Source organism: Paraburkholderia dilworthii, assembly GCF_000472525.1.
Taxonomy (GTDB): domain Bacteria; phylum Pseudomonadota; class Gammaproteobacteria; order Burkholderiales; family Burkholderiaceae; genus Paraburkholderia; species Paraburkholderia dilworthii.
This window is the reverse complement of the sequence record NZ_AWZT01000038.1, coordinates 51901-74057: the sequence shown is the minus strand read 5'-3', so window position 1 is coordinate 74057 and position 22157 is coordinate 51901. Positions and strand designations below refer to the sequence as shown.

Below are 22157 nucleotides of genomic sequence, written 5' to 3'. Positions count from 1 at the left end.
CGCTGCCTTGCTCCGCCTCGCTCTCCAGGTGATGCGTCAGCTCCGCGGCCAACATGCGCTCAGCCAGTTGCTTCTTCAGTCGCCCGGCCAGGCCCGATTCCCCGAGAACCGACTCGGCGTTCCTGTTCTGCACCTGCGCCAGCAGTTGATCGATCAGCTCATCGGGGAACAGCTTCGGCGCCTTCGGGTTCTTGCTCTTCCTGGTCACTGTTGTTTCGGTCATTGGACGTTATTTCCGTTATCGTCTCATGACCTCGACACACTAAAAATCTGACAGGCTCCCCACGCTGCGGGCATCGCAGCATCGACAGATCACCTGTTCAGGTTTCAGACAAGGCACTTGCGCTGTCAGTCGCCGTCATGGGTAGCCGTTAGCTTGAAACTCAAACAGCACACATGTCTAGTACGTACGACCGTCCTTCCGTAGACGCCGAAGGTTTCCCCGCACGCAGCGTTTGGGGCGGCGTGGGGGAATGGATGTTTGGGGGCGCGCGGAGAAGAGATTTCCCCACACGCCACCCGCAAAGCATCGTGCAGCGGCGCTGTTTATCACAGAGTGCGATTTGCTCACAGACTACTGAACTGAACACATTCCGCAGATAACCTGCTCCCGCTACTCAAACTACTCCCCCCGATAAGCCCGCTCCAGCCCCTCAACATCAAGCTTCACCATCTTCATCAACGCCTGCATCACGCGGTTCGCCTTGGCGGTATCCTGATCGCGCAGCATTGTGCCTAGCGCATCGGGCACGATTTGCCACGAGACGCCGAACCTGTCCGTCAGCCAGCCGCATTGCCATGGTGCGCCGCCGTCCGTGAGTTTCGCCCAATACGTGTCGATCTCTTCCTGCGAACTGCAATGGACGAACAGAGAGATCGCCGGTGTGAACTGAAACTGCGGGCCGCCGTTGAGCGCCATGAATTCCTGGCCTTCGATCTCGAACGTGATGGCCAGCACGCCGCCCTCGGGTTCGGGGCCGGCCTCCGTGTAATGCATCGTGGTGACAATGCGCGACCCGGAAAACACGGACGTATAAAAACGTGCCGCTTCTTCCGCGTTACCGTCGAACCACAGGCACGGCGCTATCTTCTGCATGACGATCTCCTCTCTTTTTCTAGCGCGCGCCGTGCGTTACTTCATGGCGGCCATTGCTTGCTGAATTTCTTCGGTGCTGAGATCGCGCTTGTGCGTGGCCAACGACCAGCTATGGCCAAACGGGTCTATCAACTGGCCGTAGCGGTCGCCCCAGAACATGTCGGTGACGGGCATTCTGACGGTCGCGCCCGCATCGACAGCCTGCTGGAAACTGGCGTCGACATCTTCGACGTAGTGGTGAATCGTCACCGGCGTGCCTTGCAGGTGGTTGGGTCCGAACGTTTGATGTTCGGGCCATTCGTCGGTGAGCATCAGCATCGAATCGCCGATCTTCAGGCACGCGTGCATCACCTTGCCGCCCGGCCCCGGCAGCCGGAACTGTTCGACGGCGTTGAAGGCTTTCATATAGAACGCGATGGCTTCCGCCGCGTTTGCGCAGATCAGGTACGGCGTGAGCGAGTGCATCCCGTCCGGGATCGGTGTGGCAGCAGGGCTGGTCATGACGGCGACTCCTTGAAGTAACAGGTTCGTGGATTGAAAGTCCGACTGTTTGAGCCAGACTTTCAACGTTACGACGGTTACGCCACCGCGGGATCGACACTCCGTAAAAAATATTTTTCAGCACGCACGTGCGCGTGACTGGGCAACGTTGTAATGCATGAAAGTCTCTTGTTGGCTGTTGGCCTTCAATCTTCAACCCTCAACCTTCAGCCCCACCCTTAGCCCGCCGGATTGTCCTCGTCGGCGGGCGCCGCGGGCACCGCTGCGGACCCCGGCGAGGGCGCCGCCGCGCCGGCGGGCGCACCGAGTATGCTGATCTCGAAAGTCGGCGTGGCCGCGAGCGATTGCAGGGTGGAATCTTCCGGAATGTGCTCGAAGAGAGGCAGGATCACCGAACCGCCGATCACCGCGCGCCGGCTGTTGTCAGCCGGCCGCAGTCCCCACACATCCTGGTAGACGACCGGAACCGCGACGCCGTTGCGAGTCGTATTGCCGATGTAAAGCATCACATGTCCGCCGATATAAATCAGCGTGCGCAGCGGCACCCCATGCTGCGCCAGATAGTCAAGCCGTTGCGCGGGCGTGGAAGCCGACAGGTCGATCATGCGTCCGGCGCTCATCTGCGTCGACGAATGGCGCGGCAACCAAACGCCGAAAGCCGCGAAGATGCTTTGCAATTCCGATGAACAGTCGTTGTAGAGGCCGCTGTTGCCCCAGCCATAAGGCCGGCCGATCAGCGCTTTCATCAGCATCGCCAGATGGCGCGGCGTGGCGGCGAGCGGCATCGGTGCAATTTGTGCGTCGCTCAGCTCGGCTGTGCGGATAAGCGCTTGGCCTTCTGCGTCGCGTGCCGGCACGAGGACTTTTTGCGAGGTCGGCGCGTCGGCGGTTACGCTACGTTCGTTGGCCCCAGCCCCAGCACGCCCCCCCACGTCCGCCGCCCCATACACCTTCCCGCTCCGCACCGCATTAACCGACGCCAACCCAACCAATGGCAACAGCGTGCCGGCAGGTGCATCGAAGCGAAACACGCCACGGTTATCGCGCACCGGCGCCGAAGCGACGACCACCGCGCCGAGCGATTTCGCCGTCGCGGCGCGCCATATATCGACGAAACGCTCGCTCGCCATGCCCACGCCGTCGCTGCGCACCCACCCCTGTACATCCGGCGTCTGCACGTAACGCCACGCGCCGTCGACGCTCGTGCCCAGCACATACAGCGGCGTGCCCGGCCGCACGGCGGAGATTTGCAGGTTGTCGAACGGATAGCCTTCGCCGGCCAGACGATGGTCGTAGAACGACGGGTCCGCGCTCGGCAGCTCGCGCACCATGAGATTGGTCGTCGCGATTGCGCGCCATGCCGGCTGATAGACCGGCGCCTCGGTGAATTGCGCGACATTCATGTTCCGCGCGATGGCGTCGATCCACGCCTTGTCATGCGGACGGAAATTCTCGCCATAACCGATGGCCGCGCCGCTCTTGCCGGTGTTGTCGAACCTGGCGATGCGGCGCTGTTGCAACGCGGCAATATCCGCTCCCTCCTGGCGATACACCCGCATCGCCACATACGCGGAATTCCACGGCGACGGCGAGCTCGTGCCGGTGCCGAAGTAACGCGCATATAACGCCCGGAAATGCGCCTGCTGGTCGGCGGGGCTCAGGAACGCGTGGTCGTAGCCGGTGCTGTCCGGCTCCAGCCAGTGATCGACGTTCTGGTCATAAGCGCCGAGCGGAAACAGCGTGATCGTATCGACGGCAACGTGCGCGTCGCGTGTCTGCGACGGATTGCTACACGCGGCGATGGACGCGAGCGTCACGAGTGCCACGGAAAGTACGACAGCGCGCGAGACATTCGGCCACAGGCGAGCGATGCGGAAAGGGACGGCTACAGGCATGAGTTCGGCAAAGAGAGTCCAAGGGCACGATGATACGGCGTCGCGCGTTCCATTACACTTGATCGATCCGCAAACGAACGCATCCAGGGCCTCCAACGCCTCGTGCGTTAAACCAGAGGAGCACGACATGCAAACCAGCGCACGCAATCAGTTTGCCGGCGAAGTGCTAACAGTCACGCATGGCGCCGTGAACGACGAAGTCACGCTGCGCACGGCGCACGGCCTTGAAATCGTCGCGGTCATCACGCACGGCAGCGCGAGCGCGCTTGGGCTCGCCGCGGGCAAGAAAGCCTTCGCGCTGGTGAAGGCGTCGTCGGTCATCGTGATGGTCGACGTAGCGAAGCATCAGGTGTCGGCGCGCAACTGCATCGCGGGGACGGTCACGGCGGTGACCAAAGGCGCGGTGAATTCGGAAGTGATCATCGGCGCGGGCGGCGAGCAGATCGCCGCGATCGTGACTAACGAGAGTGCCGAGCGCCTCGCCCTCGCGGCGGGCAAACCGGCGACGGCGATCTTCAAGGCATCGAGCGTGATCGTCGGTGTCGAGTCGTAGTGGCCGCATTCCAGTGAATTGGCGAGCCGCTTGCTTTACACTGGACCGCTTTGTTGCCTCACTTTCCGCATTCATCACGGACCCGTCATGTTCGAAGTCTCTCCCGCCTCGCATTTGCCCAAGGCCGGGCAATACGAAGAACTCGTCGCGCAGGCGCGCGCGCTTCTCGCCGGCGAAACCGAGTGGATCGCGAACGCCGCGAATTTTTCGTCGTTCGTATTTCATTCGCTGAGCGATCTGAACTGGGCCGGGTTTTACTTTCACGACGGCCGCGAACTCGTGGTCGGCCCTTTCCAGGGCAAACCCGCGTGCGTGCGCATTCCACTCGGCAAAGGCGTTTGTGGCACCGCCGCGCAAACGCGTGAGACGCAGGTTGTGCGTGACGTCCATGAGTTTCCCGGCCATATAGCGTGTGATTCCGCGTCGCAATCGGAGATCGTCGTGCCGCTCGTCGCGCCGGACGGCACGCTGATCGGCGTGTGGGATGTCGATAGTCCGCTTATCGCGCGCTTCGACGAAGAAGACGCGAAGGGCATGCAGGCGCTGTGCGCGGTGTTCATCGAAGCAGCGCTACCGCGCGCGCCGTAATCACGACACACGGTTTCCGCCACCGTCATTCGTCATCGTCATCGTCAGAAAAACACAAGGCCGGCGCGATGCAAGACCAGGTTCATCTCACAGTGCATGCGCGCGACGCCGCTCTCGCAGCGGCGCCCTTCGGTATGTTCGTTTGCAACGCGCAAGGCGTGTTCGAGTCCGTCAACGCGGCACTCGAAAAGCTGACGGGGTTCACGGCCGATGAACTCGTCGGCCGGTACGGCTTTGAATCGCTGCACGATCCGGCCGAGCTCGCGAGACGCCGCGCCGAATTGCCGATATTGACGGCGATCGGCGCGCGCTACGAGGGCGAATGGACTTATCTGCGACGCAGCGGCACGCCGGTTCGCGTAGTGCTGGCGCTCTCGCCGCTGTCCGTTGAAGCGGGCTGTCATGCCGGCGACGCGCGTTACGTCGGCGTTGTCGTCGACATGACACGCTATGCGCAATCCGAAGCGCGCCTCTGGTATGTCTCGCATCACGACGGCGTGACGCGCCTGCCCAATCAAACGCTTTTCATCGAGCGCCTGGAACTGGCGATCACGCGCTGTCAACGCAACGGCAGCGGCTTCACCGTGCTGATCGCTGAGCTCGACCACTTACGCAAACTTCGCGACGCGCTCGGTTTGCATGCGGCCGAGCTCGTGTTGCAGATTGTCGGCGAGCGGTTGCGTGGCCTCTTTCCGAACGACGGCACGATTGCATCGATCGGCGGCACGCAGTTCGCATTGCTGATCAACGAGGCCGGCTCCGCCGCCGATTCGTTCGCCGCCGAGGCGCTCGACCGTATTGCCGAGCCGATCGACTATGGCGGTACGGCGCTTAACATCACGGCGAGCATCGGCATCGTCGCGTATCCGGACGACGGCGGCGATGCACCCACGTTGATGCGCCGTGCGGGTGTGGCGCTGTCGGCGGCAACGGCGGTCAACGGCAATGCGGTCCGGCGTTTTTCGACCGCGTTCGAAGGGCAGGCCGCGCGCCGGTTCCAGATCGAGACGATGTTGCGCGAAGCGTTGGAGCGCCAGCAATTGCATCTCGTGTATCAGCCGCAAGTGACGCTCGCCACTGGCCGCATCGCGCAAGTGGAAGCGCTGTTGCGCTGGAATCATCCGCAGCGCGGCATGATCAGTCCTGCGGAATTCGTGCCGGTCGCCGAAGAGTCGGGGTTGATCGAGCAGATCGGCGAATGGGTCATCCGCACCGCGTGCCGCGACGCCGGCAAACTGCTGCGGTTGACCGGAAACCTCCCGCGCGTCGCGGTCAATGTGTCGCCGCAGCAGTTTCACCGGCCGGACCTCTTCGAGACGATTCGCGAGGCGCTCGCCAGCGCCGCGCTCGATCCGTCTTACCTCGAAGTGGAAATCACCGAGGGCGTGCTGCTGGGCGACACCGAGCAGGCGTTGCAAACGCTGCATGCGCTGCGCAAACTGGGTGTGGAAGTTGCCGTCGACGACTTCGGCACCGGCTATTCAAGTCTCGCGTATCTGACGCGGTTCCCGTTGAACCGCTTGAAGATCGACCGCTCGTTCGTCACGCGAATGGGCAGCGATCCGCAATGCCTCGCGCTGGTCGGCGCAATCGTTGCGATGGCGCACGCACTGAAGCTGCGCGTCACGGCGGAGGGCGTCGAAACACCGGAGCAGGCCGCGCAACTACAGGCCCTTGGCTGCGACGAGGCGCAAGGGTTCTGGTTCTCGCGGCCGGTGACGGCGTCGGGATTGAGGAACTTGTTGGGCCTGTTGGGCCCGCATGGTATCGAAGGGATGCTTGCCGCGCGCGAATAGGCGGCCGTCGTGTTGCTGATCGGAAGGTCAGGCTCACGTGCCGATCGCGTTACTTCGCCGCTCGGCAGGCGCAATTCGCCATGCTCATCAAACCTCAGGCGGCGCCCGGGATGTCTCATGAGCGGTATCGGTCAATGATCTCGAAGAGTCGCTGACACGATGCGGCGAGGTGATGCTCAGGCGCTGTGGCAACGCCGAGCAAAAGGCCGGGTAAAGTCCACGACGGAGTCGCGAACCATACGGACAAAGGCGATGGCGCCATGCCAACGGTCATCGCTTCGCGAACGATCCGCACGTCGGGTGCGCCGTCCGGGAGCCGGAGAAGTACTGCCAGGCCGGCATTGACCCACTCCGCGTCGCGCATTCGCAACTGCTCGCATAGTGCGTCACGCTGGGCGGAATATTGACGCTTAAGCCGACGCACGCGTCGGATGTAGTGGCCGTCACGCATGAATTGAGCCGTGGCGAGTTGAATTACTGGTGACGGCGCGGGAGCAAGCGTTGCGGCGACCTCCGCGAATGCGTTGACCAGTTCGGTAGGCGCCACGACGAATCCGAGCCGCAGAGCCGGGGTAACAGTCTTGCTGAAGGAACCGATATGAATGACCCGCTTGCCCTCGCCCAGAGACGCCATGGCGGGTGCGGGCCTGCCTTGCAACTGTAGCTCGCCGAGGTAGTCATCTTCAATGATCCAGGCATCGCTCGAGGCCGCCCACTCAAGCAGCTGAAGACGTCGCCTCAACGACAGGGTCGAGCCCAAGGGCGCCTGTTGACCGGGCGTCAAGACGGCTAACGCTGCGTCGCCGGCTTTTTCGATGCCATAGTCTACGTTGAGACCGTCTGCATCCACCGGTATCGGCACGATATTCAGGCGAGCGAGTTCCAGCCCTTTCCGGGTGACCATGAAACCGGGCTCTTCCATCCAGACTTTCTTACCATCCAAACCTAACACCCGCAGTGCCAGGCCTAAGCCGCCGCTGTATCCCGACGTGATAAACACCTGCTCAGGATGACAGTGGAAGTTCCTAGCGATGGAGAGATTGCCCGCGATCTCCCTGCGCAGTTCGAACTCTCCTCTGGGATCGGGATAGAGCAGGGACGATAGACATCCGGTTTTCAGTAGATTGGATGAGCGCGCCCGCGAAAAAAGCTTCTCCGGTAGCCCTTCAAACGCCGGAATGCCGAGCTGAAAGATCGCCGGCCCAGCGTTCATCTCCTCATAGGCCCTCATAAACGCTCCGAGCCGCGGCGCTTTGGGTTGAGTCGCCGCCATGCGAAGCCGCGGGGCTACGCGCGTGCCCCCTGCACGGAATGTTTCGATCATCTGCGCGTCGGACAACCGTTCATATGCTGCCTGAACTGTTCCGCGCGCCACGCCGAGCTGCGCGGCCAGGTCCTGCCACGAGGGCAGCCGGGTGCCAGGTGCGAGCAGACCTGACTCTATACCCCTACTGATGCTCTCATGAATCTGTTCGGCCAGGGACAGCTTCGCTGTCCGGTCGAGCTGAATCTGCAAGTCTGAATCCATGTTCTTAGTACACACAAAAATGGGTGATCTTGGTTCTTTTATTCGCACCATCGATAGTACAGAATAATTGCACGATCACTGCTCCGAACGTAAGGCCAAAAGAGAGATAGCTGGCATGATCCTTCGCCCGATTCTGCCTGCGTTTTGCGCGACAGTTGCGATCTTCGCGTGCGCTCGTGCTGCGGCACGAGCGGCCCGAAATCGTGAAGCGTACTCCTCGACGTATCCCTTCATCCATAGGATTCACCATGACCAATGCAGTCATCGAATGTATTGTGAGCCGCAGCGCCGCGAAGTACTACGATCCTTCGGCGAGCTTGAGCGACGACCAGATCCGCGAGCTCGTACGCATTGGCACCACTGCGCCGACATCATTCCACTTGCAGAACTGGCGCTTCATCGCGGTACGCACGCCCGAAGCGAAGGCCCGGCTGAGTCCCATTGCCTGGAACCAGCCGGCGATCACCGATGCGGCCGTAACCTTCATCGTCTGCGGCCAGCTGGTTGATACCAGCGTCATCCCGGAGCGCCTGGCTCCGCTGGTGGAAGCGGGCGTGATGCCGGCGGCGATGGTGCCGGAGTGGGAAAACCCCGCACGCAATCTGTACATGGCGTACCCGCAGCGCCGGCGCGACGAGGCTGTACGCACGGCCACGTTCGGCGCGTCGGCGATGATCTATGCGGCCCGCTCACTAGGCCTGGGTTCGACGCCGATGATCGGTTTCGATGCCGATGCGGTGCACCGCGAGTTCGGACTGGCCGAGGATGAGGTGCCGGTCATGCTGTTGTCCATAGGAGCGGAGCGTCCGGGCAACTGGGCGCAGAAACCGCGCCGTCCCCTGGGCGATGTGCTGGCGCTCGTATAGGTGCGTCGTCGGGCGGTGATCGCATGGAACGATCGAGGGGCCGCGAAAACGGGAGGCAAGCGTAAGGTAGCTCCCATTTGAAGGCCTGACCTGCTAGGACCCGGGGCCAGGCACGAAGTAAGCCAAGGGAATGGTTCAAACACGAACTTTCCTCAACCAGTGAAACCAGTGACTTTAGAGAGACTATGATGACAAGGACTACTATCTTAAAGCAGGATCAGGTGCCGACCGATTCGAAGCCGACACTCGATGCATTTACCAAAAATATCGGGTTCACCCCGAATATGATGGCGGCTTTCGCGCAGAGCCCGATCGCGTTCAACTCATGGGCGACCCTGCTCGGCTCCTTGAGCAAGGCACTCGACGTGAAGACGCGTGACAGCATCGGCCTCGCTGTCTCTGAAGTGAACGGGTGCAACTACTGCCTGACGGTTCACAGCTTTACGGCCGAGCACATGGCGAGGCTGCCGGCTGACGAAATCATTCTCGCGCGGAAGGGCCATGCTACCGACCCGAAGCGGGATGCTGCCGTCCAGTTTGCGCGCAAAGTCGTCGAAACCCGAGGACAGGTCACTGACGCCGATCTGAAAGCTGTCCGCGATGCGGGTTACACCGATGCAAACGTGATGGAGATCGTCGCGCTGGTGGCCATGTACTCGCTGACGAACTTTTTCAATAACGTGTTCGATCCGGAGAAAGACTTTCCCGCTGTTGCGCCGGCCGGCTCGATCTGAAATCGATTCGCCGGTTTGCGAAGGGATCCCGAAAGGACGGTGTACCACTCACGAGGAGATGGACGATGAAGGCGATCATTGTGACGAACGAGGCCGCAGGAACTGCAGGGATGCAGCTGACAGAGCGGCCACGGCCGGAGGCGGGGATAAACGACGTCGTCGTTCAGGTCCATGCCTCAGGGTTCACCTGGAATGAGTTGACGTGGCCCTCGACCTGGACCGATCGTCAAGGACGTGGCCGGACACCGTCGATCCCTGGGCACGAGTTGGCCGGAGTGGTCACCGCGCTCGGCTACGGCACGACAGGGCTGTCAGTAGGGCAGCGGGTGTTCGGCCTCACGGACTGGTATCGCGACGGCACCCTGGCCGAGCATGTGGCCGTCGAGGCACGCAACCTCGCGCCGCTGCCGGGTGACGTCGACTTCACGGTGGGCGCGAGCCTGCCGATGCCGGGTCTGACTGCGTGGCAGGGACTGTTCGAACACGGCCGCCTTCGGGCGGGGCAGAGCGTCCTCGTGCATGGCGCGGCGCGCGTAGTCGGGTCGATGGTGACCCAGCTCGCACGTGAATACGGCGCCTACGTTATCGGCACCGGGCGCGCGGCCCACCGTCAGACGGCGCTCGACTTCGGCGTGCAGGAGTTCGTCGATCTCGAGAACGACGCATTGGAAGACGTCGGCGGCGTCGATCTGGTTTTCGATGTCTTCGGCGGCGACATCGCGAAGCGTTCTGCAGGTCTGATTCGAGCCGGGGAAACGCTGGTGGCTATCGCCGGGCCGACGGAGGCGCGACCTGCCGACGGCCTGGCGGTTGACTTCGTTGTCGAGTCCGATCGCGCGCAGCTGAGTGAGATCGTCCAGCGGGTGCGGGACGGACGACTGCGCACGAACGTCGGCAACGTCTCGACCCTCGACGACGCCGTGGCCACCTTCAACGGGACCAGGCGGATCAGCGGGAAGACGATTATCCGCGTTCGTCCGTGAGAAAACCGGGAGTGCTAACAGTTCGCGCTACCCGTGGATCATGATTGTCCGTTCGCCTGGCGGCGATGGTCCCGACATTGATCCAGGCGGAAGAGACACGTCGAGTCGAGGCCGGCGGTGCAGCGCGGGCTGGAAGTGACGGCGGCCTGAAGCAAGGTCGGCATGAAACAGGGAAAAGCAAAGATTAGCCGACACTTGAGAAGGAGAAGTCCGTGAAGATCCGAACATCGTCGTCGCCGGCTAAACATTCGATGAGATCGGGCGAGCGATGCATGGAGCCGTTCAAATTCTTTTAAAGCGAGGATATCCATGATTGAAATCAATACCGACGTGGAGGCGATCATCAAGGAGGCGATACTGTCGTTCGTCGCGACAGTCAACGAGGACGGCACGCCCAGTCTTTCGCCGAAGGCGTCCTTGACGGTCAGGAACGGTGTTCTCTACTTCGCCGATATCGCGTCGCCCCGAACAATACGGAACTTGAGGCGCAACCCGGCAGTCGAGATCAACGTAGTCGACATCTTTCAAAGGCGCGGTTATCGATTCAAGGGCCGTGCGTTGGTACTGCCACCAGGCAATAGTGAGTATTTGATGATCGCGGACTGGGTTCGGGCGACGAACGGCCTCGAATATCCTGTCGATCACGTCGCAAAGATCGAAATTACTTTGATTACCCCATTGCTGTCGCCCGCGCATGTCTTTGCCGACCCGCCTCGAAGTCAGGACGAGATCAGGAAAACGTACTATAGAAAGTACGGTGTGAAACACATCGAGGAATAAGCACGAGGTACGCGTGCGAGGGGCTCATGAGGGCAATTCTCTTCACGTCGCCTCGAGCTGTCGATGCAGCGTCGGACTTCTGGAATCGGTTGGTCTCATCACGCGAAAAAGGACGGCTCGTCCGCCAGAACGGCGGCTCTTTTCAGCCGGCGAACCGGCGTCCGGCGAATCCCCGACGCGCTCGTCTAATACCCACAAGTATCTGAACCACCGTCTCGACGAAACGGCTCGTATCGTGCCGTCCGGCAACGCGGCCGCAGCAATAGATCGTCTCGTCGCTTTGATCCTTTTCGATATTTTATTGAGCAAATGTAGTCTCGAAACGGGAATAGGGTAAGCCTAAAGTGGAGGCTCCTAATGACTCAACGAACAACCTGAACCTGGAAACCCAAAATGAACATTCGCGCAAATCAGTTTCGTCTTCAAATCGCTGAAAAGAGCGTTGAATCGCTCTCTGGACTGGCCCTGCTTAGGTGGGCGCTTGTCGTCGTCTTTCTGTGGTTCGGCGCAATGAAATTCACCGCTTATGAAGCCAACGGCATCGCTCCGTTTATCGTCAACAGCCCCATCATGAGCTGGTTGCATGCCTTATTCGGAGTTCAAGGGGCAAGTGACGTTATAGGCGTACTTGAGCTGTCGACTGCGGCAGCGCTGATCGTCGGAGCCTTCCGGCCCTTTTTCTCCGCATTGGGAGCGGCGATGTCGGCTGCGACCTATTTGATCACGCTGACCTTCTTCCTGAGCACCCCTGGAGTAGCAGAAGCGACGGCGGGTGGATTTCCGGCCATTTCAGCGCTACCTGGTCAGTTTCTGCTTAAGGACGTCGTTTTGCTGGCTGCATCGCTTTCGCTTCTATTGGCATCGGTACAAGGCCGGTGGGCTAATGCTCAAAAGTCCTGACCTGAACAGAAGGCCGGATATCCGGACTGGCTTGTTCGGCCTGGAGAAGATACGAGAATGTCTTGCAAGCATTTAAATCTCCTGCGACAGGTTCATGAAAGATCTTCGGAAAATGAAAAGACCGGCACCACCAGGAACATTCACCCATGAAGAGGAAGAGGAAAGCAACGTGAAACAGTCCCCCGAGATCGGCGACAGGATCACCGACAAATCTTCACCGCCCGATGAGCGTACTATCCGCGGCTGGATGGGGCGGGAGGCGTTTGGGCATTGGACCGAGCTGCAGAGATGGATCGAGGCATCCTACACCGGTGTCTTCGCACCAGATTGGCTCTATGGTGGCAAGAAACGCGGCTGGTCCCTTCGCTACAAGAAGACCAAGGCGCTCTGCACCTTCCTGCCGGCATACAAGCTGTTTTCGGTTCTGGTGGTCCTGGGTCGAGCTGAGCGAGAGAAGTTTGAGGCGCGGCGTTATTTCTGGAGCCCACAGCTGGTCAAGCTCTACGATGAAGCCAGAGCGTACCCTGACGGGAAATGGTTGACTGTTCCGATCTCATCCGCGGGTGACCGGCATGAAGTGACAGAGCTTATGAGTATGAAGCGCCCCACGCTTTCAAGCGGTTGAATGTCACGGAAGTCTCGAAACTCGCGACACACTCTCGGGCTCGATAACACGGACCGTTGCGGTGAACTAACGGTGCGATGCGTCTGCGGCGAACTTCGTTAGTCTTGTGCCGGTCGCCGCATTTTCCGCTGGACGATCATCGCGCGCGGTAAGGCGACTATGATGTTCCTGTTAGCTTGTCTCTTCTGACGGACCCTCATCGCGAGATACGCGATGCCGAACTTTCCCTAGGGACGTCACGGTGGAGTTCTGCAGCGGTTGGCCCATGCCAAGCTTAAATGTGTGGCTGACGAACCCGCTGGAACGGAAGTATTGGCCCGTTTCCCGAACCTCGATTACGCCACCCTCGGGATTCGCGAACTGGCTGGAACCATATGTGGATATCGTGCACGAACTGGCCGGCTGAACCGAGCAGGTGCCGGGGACTCGTTGTGCGCACTCTGGAGCCAAAGTTTCATGGCATCTCGACACGTCACTACCCGCGCGCGCATCGCACAGCTATGATTTGGCGCAGGGTGGCGCATTCAGGAACGCCGTGCCACTGCACCGAATTGCGAAGATTGCCTTTGCCGCCTTTGCCGCCTTTGCCGCGTTGGCGGCGCCGTGCTTGAAGAAAAGTGCTTCTTGCACGTCCGGGAAACTTGAACAAAGGGGAATGCCGTGGCCAGGTGTAACCGCAATCAGAAGGGTCCTTTCAGCGCAGGCCGGCGGCAGTTTCTCGGTTACACCGGCGCCGGGGTGCTCGCGGCGGCGCTGCCCGGTTGCGGCAACGACGACATCCATTCGGTGCCTTATCAGCAGACCATTGCGCTTGGTCAGCAGATGATCCAGCAGGCGATCAGCGATCCGTCGAATCCCATCGCGGCGATATCGGTCGCGATGGTTAAGGGCAATACGGTGGTCTGGCAGCAGGCGTTCGGAGTGGCTTCGGTGCCGGGGCAGATCAAGGCGACGCCGCAGACGCGCTTTAACATCGGATCGGTCAGTAAGTTGTTCCCGGCGCTGGCGGCGGCGATCCTCGTTGATCGTGGGCTGATCACGCTCGACACGCCGATCGTCAAATATCTACCGACCTTCACGATGCTGTCGCCGGAATACGCGCAGATCACCACGCGTCATCTGCTGTCGCATGCATCCGGTCTGCCCGGCACGAATGGGCGCGATCTCTTTACGTTCGAGCCGGTTGCCGGCTACGCCGCCGACACCCAGGCCGAACTCGCCAACTCGCACCTGAAGCATCTGCCCGGTGAACTGGCCGTCTATTGCAACGACGGCTTCACGATGGTCGAACAGATCGTGCTTGCCATGACGGGGCAGAGCTTTGCGGACTTCGTCCAGTCAGAGATTCTCGCGCCGCTGAAGATGACGCACTCCAGCTATCTGACGAGTGTGCCTTCCAGCGGATCGTTCTCGCTGCCGTACGTGAACGGCACGCAGCATCAGGAATTCGTCAATGCGTATGCGACCGGCGGACTGAGTTCGACGCCCGTCGACATGATGAATCTCGCGCAGATGATCTACGGCGGCGGCGTGTTCCAGGGACGGCGCATCGTGTCCGCGGCGGGCATCGCGCAGATGGGCACGGATCAGACGAAAAGCCTGACGATTAACCCGTCGCCGGAATGGCGCTGGGGTCTCGGCTGGGACAGCGTCGTACAGCCGGCGCTGAACGCCGCAGGCGTGCTCGGCTGGGAAAAGGACGGAGGCACTGCGTTCTATGCGACCGAATTTTTCGTTGTGCCCGACTCGCAGTTCGCGCTGCTCGTGACCGGCAATGCGGGATACAACGCTCGCGCGATTGCGGAAACGTTGGTGCTGTCGGCGTTGAAGGAAGACGGCACGATTTCGTCTCTGCCGGCGAAGCTCGGTACCACGGCGCCGCCGGTCGTATCGGGGCCGGGCATTGCGAGCGGCGCGGGCATCTACGGCAATTCCGATTCGCCGTATCAGGTGCTCGCCAATGCGGACGGTAGTCTGCAGATCAACCAGTGGGACGCCAATACGCGAGGCTGGGCGCAGATCGGTGAGTACCAGCACCGCAGCGACGGCTGGTGGTGGAGCGATACAGATACGGCGTCGTATCGCTTCACAGTCGTGTCTGGCAACGACAGCGAAGGAAATGCGTTCGACTATCGCTATCTGATGAAGCGGGTCGTGCCGGGCGCGGGCTACGCGTATCTGACGCTGCCGGTCGGTCAGCAACTCGCACCGCGGGCTGCGCTCGACAGCGCGTGGCAGCAGCGCCTCGGCACGCAATGGACCTTGACCAACGACTCCCCGAGCGCCGTTCCGATTGTTGTTCTTGGCAATCCGCCGGCGTTTTTCGCAACGCTCGCTGAACTTCCGGGCTACGTGCTGTACGGCAACGAAGATATTCGCTACCAACTGTTGGTGCCGGTGAGCGATACGCTCGGCGGCATGTCGATCAAAGTGCCGGGCAATTTTGGACGCGACCTCTACGAGATCCGTTTTGCGTCGATCAGTGCGACGACGCTCACGATTGGCAGTTCTATCTACGCGCGGATCTGACGATTGGGGGCAAAGCCGACGGGTGTCGCGATTTGCGACGTTGGCATACCGCTCGCTCACTGCACTCACGACGGATTAGGCGATCGCACATTGGCTCGCCGTTTCCGGTATGCCTCACAGAACATGCACGTAATCACTTGCGCGTCCATGACATCGAGCCGTCCGGGCACGTGGCTGCTATAGTACGACGAGTCGTGCTTCGAGAAAGTAGTCGGTTCATGAAGCGACTCGCTCCCCTCGCGCAACGCTAGGCGCTCGCGCGAAACAGGAAGAAACATGGCGCACGTCGTGCCGATGAAGCGCGGATCAGACGCCTGCCGCTGTCGAATCGGTTATTTGCCTGCACCGGTGGACGGAACGCAAGTCAGCACTAGAATTCCCCCGTTATCATTCGAGGCAGATCTGACCGCTGCTTGATGGAACTCTCCCGGGCCGCACGTCCATTCGGCAACGAAATCGGCTTTGCAAGCATTTCGACTACGAGAGGCCGCCGGCAAGGAAACCGGATAGTGGCAGGTATCGACGGCGTTACAGCGTAGAGCCAACGCACGAGTCGCATTGCCATGATGAGCGCCACAATTCGCGCCATAGGTGCCAGACTCGATCCGTATAGGGGCAGCCAACGCGTTCATACTCGCGCCGAAAAGGCCAGCAAGCGAAAGAAGTGTGCAGATTGCCCGCATCATGATTGCCTCCACGAGTCACGGTTGCTGCGCGAAGACGGGCCGCTAGCTGAGCGCTCGCTGGCGACGACCTTCGTCTCAGGAAGCACGTCGCGAAGCGTGCCATTCAAGTCTAGGTTAAAAATGGATTGCCCACTGGCGGCGGCATCGCTGTTTGCCCGGAGAGAATCTTTTCTCACGACTTTTTCGATAACTGCTCGCGCGCGCTGTGCATCGCTCACGATCTCGCGGCCAAAGGTAAATATAAAATGGGCATTATGACGACGATGTATTGGCCGCATCAGACTGGTTATTCGCGACCGCCGAACTAGAAAAGACCAGGACACGGCGTTTGGACGCCTGATCGAAACCTCGAACTGGACTTCGGCTCTGGCCACATCGTGCGCACAACTCGTCCGTCGGGTTCCCGAATAGTGCAGCCGCTTTAACGGCAGGATTCCCTGGTCGCCCAACGGCAGATAGGGGCCGGCCACTGCCTCATGCCATCCGCATGTGCCGCACGAGCCCGGCGGTCGGGCAGCACGCGACTCCAAAGCGGACAGGCTGGCGAGACCTGCTACAAACTCTCCAAGAAGATTGTCGATTTTCGGTCATCAGCTTCGTCGTCAATGCATCCGCACCCTAAGGATCTCCCATGAAATATCTCGGCTTGGCCTACTTCACCCCCGAAAAATTCGCCGCGATGGCGCCAGACGACGTCAAGGACTTGGTGAGCCAATGCCCCGCATTGGACGAGAAGATGCGGGCTACCGGCAAGGTTCTGATTTCCGCGTCGCTTGGCGATCTGGACAACTGGAGGACGCTCCGCCCGCGCAGTGGCAAGACGCACGTCACCGATGGGCCCTACACCGAGTCGAAGGAAGTCGTGGGCGGCCTGTTCGTCATCGAGGCGGATAGCCGTGACGAGGCGTTGCGCATCGCCTCCATGCACCCGGCGGCCACGCTGGGCGAAGAAGGCGGATGGGCCGTCGAGCTTATCCCTCTTGATTTCTACCTGGCCCGATGAGCGCCTGGACACGTGTCTCACGAATGCGTTGACGTCGCTTCTGCACAAACACCGTCACGACTTCGTGAGTCATCGCGGCGATGTCTGCTTCCGGGCCGAGCGGCGACGCCTGCGATCGACCCATGTCAGTCGTCGGGCGCAAGTGCGAATGTCCGAAACCTGCGGAGCAGCGGCCAGAATCAACTGGGGCCGCGCCTCCGTAGCTTACGTATCGCTGAAGTCGGAAAATTCGCTTATATGCGCCAGCGAGTTCTAGGCCGCAATCGTAGATGCATGAAGGCCCGGTAGCTTCGGAATATGTTCGGCCATGAACTGCAGGAAAACACGGGCCCTCAGCGGCTGATATCTGCGCGACGGCGATATCAGGTGAACTGTGTGCCGCGGCAGGTCCCATGTGGCTAGCAGCGGGACGAGCTTGCCTGCATCGATTAGATCCTGAACAAGCCATGCCGGAGCGCTGCCTACGCCGGCTCCTTAGAAAACATTCACGCAGGGCCAGCGAGCTGTTCACGCGGTATCGTCCCTCAGCCGGAACGACGACCTTTTCCTTGCCATTGGAGAATTCGAGCCGAGTGCCGGTGGCGGCGCGGGCATATCCTATGTGCGGATGCTCGAGTAAATCCTCTGGCCTGCGAATGCGAGGTGCGCGTTCGACGTATTTGGGCGTCGCGACCAGCAATCGTGAGGACCACGCGATGTCACGCGCGATGGCGTTGGGCGGAAGTTCGTCGCCGATGCGGATGGCGACGTCGATTCCGTCGTCAACCAGATCGATGATGCGATCGGTCAGGTTCAATTCGATTTCGATCTCAGGATACATTTCCAGAAACTTGAGAACCAGGGCATTGAGGCGCAGTTCGCCAAGCCCCATTGGCGCGCTAACTGCCAGCTTGCCTATCGGTCGTTGGGTCTGCCCCCGGACGTCCGCGACAGCATCGGCATACTCTTCAAGAATCTGCTTGCACCGCTCGTAATACCGTCGACCTTCTTCAGTCGGCGTCAGGCTTGTCGTTGTCCTTTGAAGCAGCCGAACGCCCAAGTCCTTCTCGAGCGCGGAAATCATCTTGCTCATCGTCGGCTGGCCGATGTTCTCCTCCCTGGCGACTGCTGAAAGACTGCCTAGTTCGACCGCACGCGCATACAACCGCATAGATAGAAGTGAATCCAAGAGATTCCCTTGTGGAATGAGCTATATGCAATTCTCGCGCATTCCGCGGCGTTACGGAATGGCGTAACGTTCATCCACCTTCACTTCGTTGACGAGAAAACAATGAAATCTACGATGCAATCGCCGCTCCGGGACACCCATGTCATCGTGTTTGGCGGCAGTTCGGGAATCGGCCTTGCGGCTGCGGCTGCGGCCAAAGCGAGGGGCGCCGAAATAACGCTCGTTGGGCGGACCCGCTCGAGGCTCGAAGCCGCGGCGCGGACGATTGGCGGCGCTCGTACAGCGGTTGCCGACATCGGGGACAAACATGCTGTCGAAGCGTTATTCGAGGCAATGACGCGCGTCGATCACCTTGTCGTCACCGCGGGCAGCTTCATTACGGGCAAGCTGGTCGACAGCGACCCGGACCGGCTTCTGGCTGCTTTGCACGAACGCATCGCCGGGCCCGTCTACGCAATCAAGGCCGCGTTGCCACTGATGCCACCTACGGCCTCGATCGTACTGACGAGTGGACAGCTCGCCGATCGTCCAACAGGGCAAGGCACTTCGGTGATCGCTTCTGCGGTGCGCGGCGTCGAAGCGCTCGCCCGGTCGCTCGCGCTTGAGCTCAAACCTGTTCGAGTCAATGTGATTTCGCCTGGGTTCGTGGACACGCCGCTGTTCGACGTATTTGACCCGGAAAATCGTGCCGCGATTCTCGCTCAGGCAAGCGCCACCTTACCTGGTGGCCGCATCGGGTATCCGGAGGAAGTTGGCGACGCGATTGCATTTTTGCTGAGCAATGAATATACGAATGGTGAAGTGCTGCATGTCGATGGCGGCGGTCGCTTCGTATGAAGCGAAGCGACATTTCTGCCATGAGGTCGAATCTATAGCGGACTCTAGCCACCGGCGCCTGTCGCTGCCAAGGCGTCCCCTGGTAAGCCAGCTGGCATCGCCGGCGTGGGCGCAAACCATTTTTCGATCAGCGGACGCAAACACTTTTCAGCGGTTTCTATCGGCCTTCCCTTCGATCTCGTTGCCGTTGACGCGGCCGCGGCCTGTTGCAATCGCCATTACGCAGTTTGTGCCACCTGAGATTCGATCACTTCGCACGTTTCGCTGGGGTATCGCGACAACGTGCCGGTGGTCACCATGACGTATACCTTGACGTGCGGCAGGTCCATACATCATGTCCAGTGCCGTTCACCTTAACGTCGGGCTCTCTGCGGCAAACTGGTTCGTTGGGTCGCTAAAGCCGTAAAGTCTCGCGGGGTTATCCACAAGGATCTGACGGCGGGTGGACGCGCATTCAGTCCATCGGTTCAGACCTGCAATGATGTTTGATGGCTGCGGACCTGGCCTCATTGACGTATGCGGCCAATCGCTGCCCCAGACCAGGCGATCGGGAGCAACACTGATCCAATGTTGGGCCATCGCGTCCATATCCGAAAACGTGCCGGCCTCTCCGATCAGTGAGTCGAGATAAGGTGCCGACAGCTTGAGCCACGCGCGACCGGTCGTCAGCCATCGTTCGACAAGTCGTCTGGCAGGGTGCGCTAGTCCAGCCTGGATTGGCAGGCGCGCGAGATGATCGAACACGAATTCCGTAGGAATGCGATCCAGCAAATCGCTGTATTCGATGATCTGGGCGGCAGTCCAGTGCAGTTGTAGATGCCAGCCGAGCTCATGCACCCGGTGGCTCAACGTCTCGACCATTTCAAAACTGGTGGGCGCATCGTCGGGCGTGTAGAGCGTGAACCGGATACCGCGGATGCCGCCCGCGTTTAGCGCGTCCAGTTCGCCATCGCTGATGTCTGGCCGGATGGTCGCAATGCCGCGCGTCCGGTCGATGCCAAGCTGGCGTATCGCATCGAGCGTGACGGTGTTGTCTACATCGTAATTCCGCGGGGTGACAATCACGGTGCGCGTCGTGCCGAAGCTCGGCTGAACCTGTCTATAGTCGTCAACGGTTGTCGGCACCGCCGACATATCATCGGCTGCGAGCGTCTGCCTGAACCTGGCGTTGAAGATATGGATGTGTGCGTCGCATGCGTCGGCGGGTACGTGGTGCTGCACGCCCGTTGAAGCGGCCTGTCTGTTCATGCCTGCCCCTGCTTTTCTAACACCTGCGCGAACGCATCGACGGTGTGACTGATATCGGCATCGTCAATATGGCGATGGGTCACGCACCGGATAGTTTTTTCGCCCCACGGACGAGTCAGTACGCCCAATTCGGCTAGCGCTTTGACCCATTGATGGCTGGACATTCCTGTTCCCCCGACGTGTACCTGCACGATATTGGTTTGAGGTTTACCCGCGGCAAAAGGCAAGGGCGCGCCGATACCGTTCAGACGCGTGCTGAGCGCGCGCGCCTTGGCGTGGTCGTCCACGAGTCGCTTGCTCATCGTCTGCAGGGCTTCAAGGCCGGCGGCGGCCATGATGCCAGCCTGGCGCTGGGTGCCGCCAAGCATCTTCCGATATGCCCGCGCTCTGGCGATCGCAGCATCGCTCGCTGCGAGCACCGCGCCGACAGGTGCGCTCAGACCTTTCGAGAGACACAGTGAAACGGATTGGGCATATTGCGCAAGCGTCGCCGCGGGTACTTCGAGTGCGGCTGCCGCATTCATCAGGCGCGCTCCGTCGATATGCACGGCCACACCCGCCCGCTGCGCAATGTCATGGACGTCTCGCATATGTGCGAGTGGCAATACAGCGCCGCCGGCATTGTTGTGTGACGTTTCCATCGCGATGAGACCCACACCGATCCTGTATGAGCCCGGCCGGACCGCCGCCTCCATCCGGCCCAGATCCATCGCGCCGGCCTCGCCTTCGATTGGCGTGTAAGCAAGGCCAGCAAGCAACGAGCCGCCGCGCTCGGTGGTGAACATATGGGCGCTCGATTCGAGCAGTACCTGTTCGTGCCGCTGCGTATGAGCAAGCACCGCGAGCAGGTTCGCCATTGTGCAGGTGGGCACATAGAGCCCGGCGTCCTTGCCTAGCATCGCCGCAACGGCGGTTTCAAGCGCATGGACGGTCGGATCGCCATCGAGACCATCATCGCCGACTGGCGCCTCACGCATGCACGCATACATGGCTTCGGTCGGGCGAGTGACGGTATCGCTGCGCAGATCTGCCAGCCGCGCGTGATGTGCGTGGCGGGAATCGAAAATGGGAAAGTCCTGCATATCGGCTCTTGTGAAAGGCTAGTGATGGAGGATCTTCGACAGGAAATGACGCGAGCGCTCGCTGCGTCCGGCGCTGTTGCCAAAGAAGTCGTCCTTGCTGCAATCTTCGACGATGCGGCCGCCGTCCATGAAAACGACGCGATCCGCGACGCGTTGCGCAAACCCCATCTCATGAGTGACGACCATCATCGTCATGCCATCGCGAGCGAGATCGGTCATCACGTCGAGCACTTCGTTCACCATTTCCGGATCGAGTGCCGACGTCGGCTCGTCGAACAGCATGACGGCTGGATCCATCGCCAGCGCGCGGGCGATCGCCACGCGCTGTTGCTGACCACCTGAGAGCGCTGCGGGATATTTGTCACGATGTGCTGCAAGACCGACCCGTTCGAGAAGCTGCATGGCCCGCTTCTGAGCCGCGCCGCGATTGCGTTTGAGTACGCGCGTCTGGGCGAGGCACAGGTTATCGAGGACGCTCAGGTGCGGAAAAAGTTCGAAGCCCTGGAAGACCATGCCTGCACGCGAGCGGATCTTGCCGAGGTCGACGCGAGCTCCGGTGACGCCGATCCCGTCGATGTGGATTTCGCCTCGCTGGACAGTTTCGAGACCGTTGACTGTCTTGATGAGCGTCGATTTGCCCGAGCCGGACGGACCGCACACCACGACCACTTCGCCAGCGGTCACCTGCGTGCTGCAGTCGGTCAGCACCCGGAAGGCACCGTACCACTTACTGATATTTTCAATCTGGATCATAGATAG

The 22157-nt window shown here is 60.6% G+C and carries 20 protein-coding genes and 1 pseudogene; 12 read left to right on the top strand and 9 right to left on the bottom strand.

Translation table 11 applies throughout. From position 1 onward, the window contains the following. From F759_RS38660 to F759_RS0126420, 4 genes and pseudogenes are all read right to left on the bottom strand, one after another. Positions 1 to 223, bottom strand: a pseudogene (locus F759_RS38660) (IS256 family transposase); the annotation flags it as partial. A 399-nt stretch (positions 224 to 622) separates the two neighbouring features. Next, on the bottom strand, positions 623 to 1096 hold the full coding sequence (locus F759_RS0126430; RefSeq protein ID WP_027802504.1) for a VOC family protein: 474 nt from the start codon (positions 1094 to 1096) through the stop codon (positions 623 to 625). A 36-nt stretch (positions 1097 to 1132) separates the two neighbouring features. Beyond that, on the bottom strand, positions 1133 to 1597 hold the full coding sequence (locus tag F759_RS0126425) for a VOC family protein (RefSeq protein ID WP_027802503.1): 465 nt from the start codon (positions 1595 to 1597) through the stop codon (positions 1133 to 1135). Between the two features lie 218 nt (positions 1598 to 1815). Continuing rightward, the gene (locus F759_RS0126420; protein WP_027802502.1) at positions 1816 to 3492 is read right to left on the bottom strand and encodes an SH3 domain-containing C40 family peptidase; all 1677 of its coding nucleotides are present in this window, start codon (positions 3490 to 3492) and stop codon (positions 1816 to 1818) included. A 127-nt stretch (positions 3493 to 3619) separates the two neighbouring features. Here F759_RS0126420 and F759_RS0126415 point away from each other — a divergent pair, with 127 nt between their 5' ends. The 3 genes from F759_RS0126415 to F759_RS38655 all read left to right on the top strand — a co-directional run bounded on the left by F759_RS0126415 (position 3620) and on the right by F759_RS38655 (position 6429). Then, a complete protein-coding gene (locus F759_RS0126415; protein WP_027802501.1) occupies positions 3620 to 4045 on the top strand; it encodes a TOBE domain-containing protein in 426 nt (141 codons plus the stop codon). 87 nt (positions 4046 to 4132) lie between these two features. After that, a complete protein-coding gene (locus tag F759_RS0126410; protein WP_027802500.1) occupies positions 4133 to 4633 on the top strand; it encodes a GAF domain-containing protein in 501 nt (166 codons plus the stop codon). Between the two features lie 68 nt (positions 4634 to 4701). Continuing rightward, the gene (locus F759_RS38655; protein ID WP_051377471.1) at positions 4702 to 6429 is read left to right on the top strand and encodes a putative bifunctional diguanylate cyclase/phosphodiesterase; all 1728 of its coding nucleotides are present in this window, start codon (positions 4702 to 4704) and stop codon (positions 6427 to 6429) included. Positions 6430 to 6544: 115 nt separating this feature from the next. On the opposite strand, the gene pdxR is transcribed toward F759_RS38655, so the two are convergent. Beyond that, a complete protein-coding gene (pdxR, locus tag F759_RS0126400) occupies positions 6545 to 7957 on the bottom strand; it encodes a MocR-like pyridoxine biosynthesis transcription factor PdxR (RefSeq protein WP_027802499.1) in 1413 nt (470 codons plus the stop codon). Between the two features lie 248 nt (positions 7958 to 8205). Between pdxR and F759_RS0126395 the strand changes: the two genes are divergently transcribed. From F759_RS0126395 to F759_RS0126355, 8 genes are all read left to right on the top strand, one after another. Then, the gene (locus tag F759_RS0126395; RefSeq protein WP_027802498.1) at positions 8206 to 8823 is read left to right on the top strand and encodes a nitroreductase family protein; all 618 of its coding nucleotides are present in this window, start codon (positions 8206 to 8208) and stop codon (positions 8821 to 8823) included. 188 nt (positions 8824 to 9011) lie between these two features. Continuing rightward, complete coding sequence (locus F759_RS0126390; protein WP_027802497.1) at positions 9012 to 9557, top strand: carboxymuconolactone decarboxylase family protein; 546 nt, start codon at positions 9012 to 9014, stop codon at positions 9555 to 9557. A 65-nt stretch (positions 9558 to 9622) separates the two neighbouring features. Then, on the top strand, positions 9623 to 10540 hold the full coding sequence (locus F759_RS0126385; protein ID WP_027802496.1) for an NADP-dependent oxidoreductase: 918 nt from the start codon (positions 9623 to 9625) through the stop codon (positions 10538 to 10540). Positions 10541 to 10849: 309 nt separating this feature from the next. Continuing rightward, a complete protein-coding gene (locus F759_RS0126380; protein WP_027802495.1) occupies positions 10850 to 11320 on the top strand; it encodes a pyridoxamine 5'-phosphate oxidase family protein in 471 nt (156 codons plus the stop codon). Positions 11321 to 11713: 393 nt separating this feature from the next. Next, positions 11714 to 12220 (top strand): YkgB family protein, encoded by a 507-nt coding sequence (locus F759_RS0126375; protein WP_027802494.1) that lies wholly within the window; start codon positions 11714 to 11716, stop codon positions 12218 to 12220. Between the two features lie 169 nt (positions 12221 to 12389). Then, positions 12390 to 12845 (top strand): DUF3788 domain-containing protein, encoded by a 456-nt coding sequence (locus F759_RS0126370; RefSeq protein WP_027802493.1) that lies wholly within the window; start codon positions 12390 to 12392, stop codon positions 12843 to 12845. Between the two features lie 660 nt (positions 12846 to 13505). Then, the gene (locus tag F759_RS0126360) at positions 13506 to 15374 is read left to right on the top strand and encodes a serine hydrolase domain-containing protein (protein WP_027802492.1); all 1869 of its coding nucleotides are present in this window, start codon (positions 13506 to 13508) and stop codon (positions 15372 to 15374) included. 1317 nt (positions 15375 to 16691) lie between these two features. Then, positions 16692 to 17063: a YciI family protein gene (locus F759_RS0126355; protein ID WP_027802491.1), complete on the top strand. Its 372-nt coding sequence runs from the start codon at positions 16692 to 16694 to the stop codon at positions 17061 to 17063. Here F759_RS0126355 and F759_RS45445 read toward each other — a convergent pair. Further along, a complete protein-coding gene (locus F759_RS45445) occupies positions 17032 to 18231 on the bottom strand; it encodes a LysR substrate-binding domain-containing protein (RefSeq protein WP_456088827.1) in 1200 nt (399 codons plus the stop codon). The genes F759_RS0126355 and F759_RS45445 overlap by 32 nt on opposite strands. 102 nt (positions 18232 to 18333) lie before the next feature. Between F759_RS45445 and F759_RS0126345 the strand changes: the two genes are divergently transcribed. Then, positions 18334 to 19068 (top strand): SDR family oxidoreductase, encoded by a 735-nt coding sequence (locus F759_RS0126345; RefSeq protein WP_027802490.1) that lies wholly within the window; start codon positions 18334 to 18336, stop codon positions 19066 to 19068. Positions 19069 to 19416: 348 nt separating this feature from the next. Here the strand turns inward: F759_RS0126345 and F759_RS38645 are convergent, their stop codons facing one another. Genes F759_RS38645 through F759_RS0126325 form a run of 3 tightly spaced genes read right to left on the bottom strand, consistent with a single transcriptional unit; the run spans position 19417 to position 22151 of the window. Beyond that, entirely contained in the window at positions 19417 to 20316 is a 900-nt protein-coding gene (locus F759_RS38645) for an amidohydrolase family protein (RefSeq protein ID WP_051377470.1), read from the bottom strand. Continuing rightward, on the bottom strand, positions 20313 to 21398 hold the full coding sequence (locus F759_RS0126330) for a GntG family PLP-dependent aldolase (protein WP_051377469.1): 1086 nt from the start codon (positions 21396 to 21398) through the stop codon (positions 20313 to 20315). The genes F759_RS38645 and F759_RS0126330 overlap by 4 nt, the downstream gene beginning before the upstream one ends. Before the next feature lie 18 nt (positions 21399 to 21416). Further along, entirely contained in the window at positions 21417 to 22151 is a 735-nt protein-coding gene (locus F759_RS0126325; protein ID WP_027802488.1) for an amino acid ABC transporter ATP-binding protein, read from the bottom strand. Between the last annotated feature and the right edge of the window lie 6 nt (positions 22152 to 22157).

Coding starts and splice junctions, on each gene's coding strand:
- F759_RS0126430 (WP_027802504.1), bottom strand. CDS start 1,096: ATGCAGAAGATAGCGCCGTGCCTGTGGTTCGACGGTAACGCGGAAGAA.
- F759_RS0126425 (WP_027802503.1), bottom strand. CDS start 1,597: ATGACCAGCCCTGCTGCCACACCGATCCCGGACGGGATGCACTCGCTC.
- F759_RS0126420 (WP_027802502.1), bottom strand. CDS start 3,492: ATGCCTGTAGCCGTCCCTTTCCGCATCGCTCGCCTGTGGCCGAATGTC.
- F759_RS0126415 (WP_027802501.1), top strand. CDS start 3,620: ATGCAAACCAGCGCACGCAATCAGTTTGCCGGCGAAGTGCTAACAGTC.
- F759_RS0126410 (WP_027802500.1), top strand. CDS start 4,133: ATGTTCGAAGTCTCTCCCGCCTCGCATTTGCCCAAGGCCGGGCAATAC.
- F759_RS38655 (WP_051377471.1), top strand. CDS start 4,702: ATGCAAGACCAGGTTCATCTCACAGTGCATGCGCGCGACGCCGCTCTC.
- pdxR (WP_027802499.1), bottom strand. CDS start 7,957: ATGGATTCAGACTTGCAGATTCAGCTCGACCGGACAGCGAAGCTGTCC.
- F759_RS0126395 (WP_027802498.1), top strand. CDS start 8,206: ATGACCAATGCAGTCATCGAATGTATTGTGAGCCGCAGCGCCGCGAAG.
- F759_RS0126390 (WP_027802497.1), top strand. CDS start 9,012: ATGACAAGGACTACTATCTTAAAGCAGGATCAGGTGCCGACCGATTCG.
- F759_RS0126385 (WP_027802496.1), top strand. CDS start 9,623: ATGAAGGCGATCATTGTGACGAACGAGGCCGCAGGAACTGCAGGGATG.
- F759_RS0126380 (WP_027802495.1), top strand. CDS start 10,850: ATGATTGAAATCAATACCGACGTGGAGGCGATCATCAAGGAGGCGATA.
- F759_RS0126375 (WP_027802494.1), top strand. CDS start 11,714: ATGAACATTCGCGCAAATCAGTTTCGTCTTCAAATCGCTGAAAAGAGC.
- F759_RS0126355 (WP_027802491.1), top strand. CDS start 16,692: ATGAAATATCTCGGCTTGGCCTACTTCACCCCCGAAAAATTCGCCGCG.
- F759_RS0126345 (WP_027802490.1), top strand. CDS start 18,334: ATGAAATCTACGATGCAATCGCCGCTCCGGGACACCCATGTCATCGTG.
- F759_RS38645 (WP_051377470.1), bottom strand. CDS start 20,316: ATGAACAGACAGGCCGCTTCAACGGGCGTGCAGCACCACGTACCCGCC.
- F759_RS0126330 (WP_051377469.1), bottom strand. CDS start 21,398: ATGCAGGACTTTCCCATTTTCGATTCCCGCCACGCACATCACGCGCGG.
- F759_RS0126325 (WP_027802488.1), bottom strand. CDS start 22,151: ATGATCCAGATTGAAAATATCAGTAAGTGGTACGGTGCCTTCCGGGTG.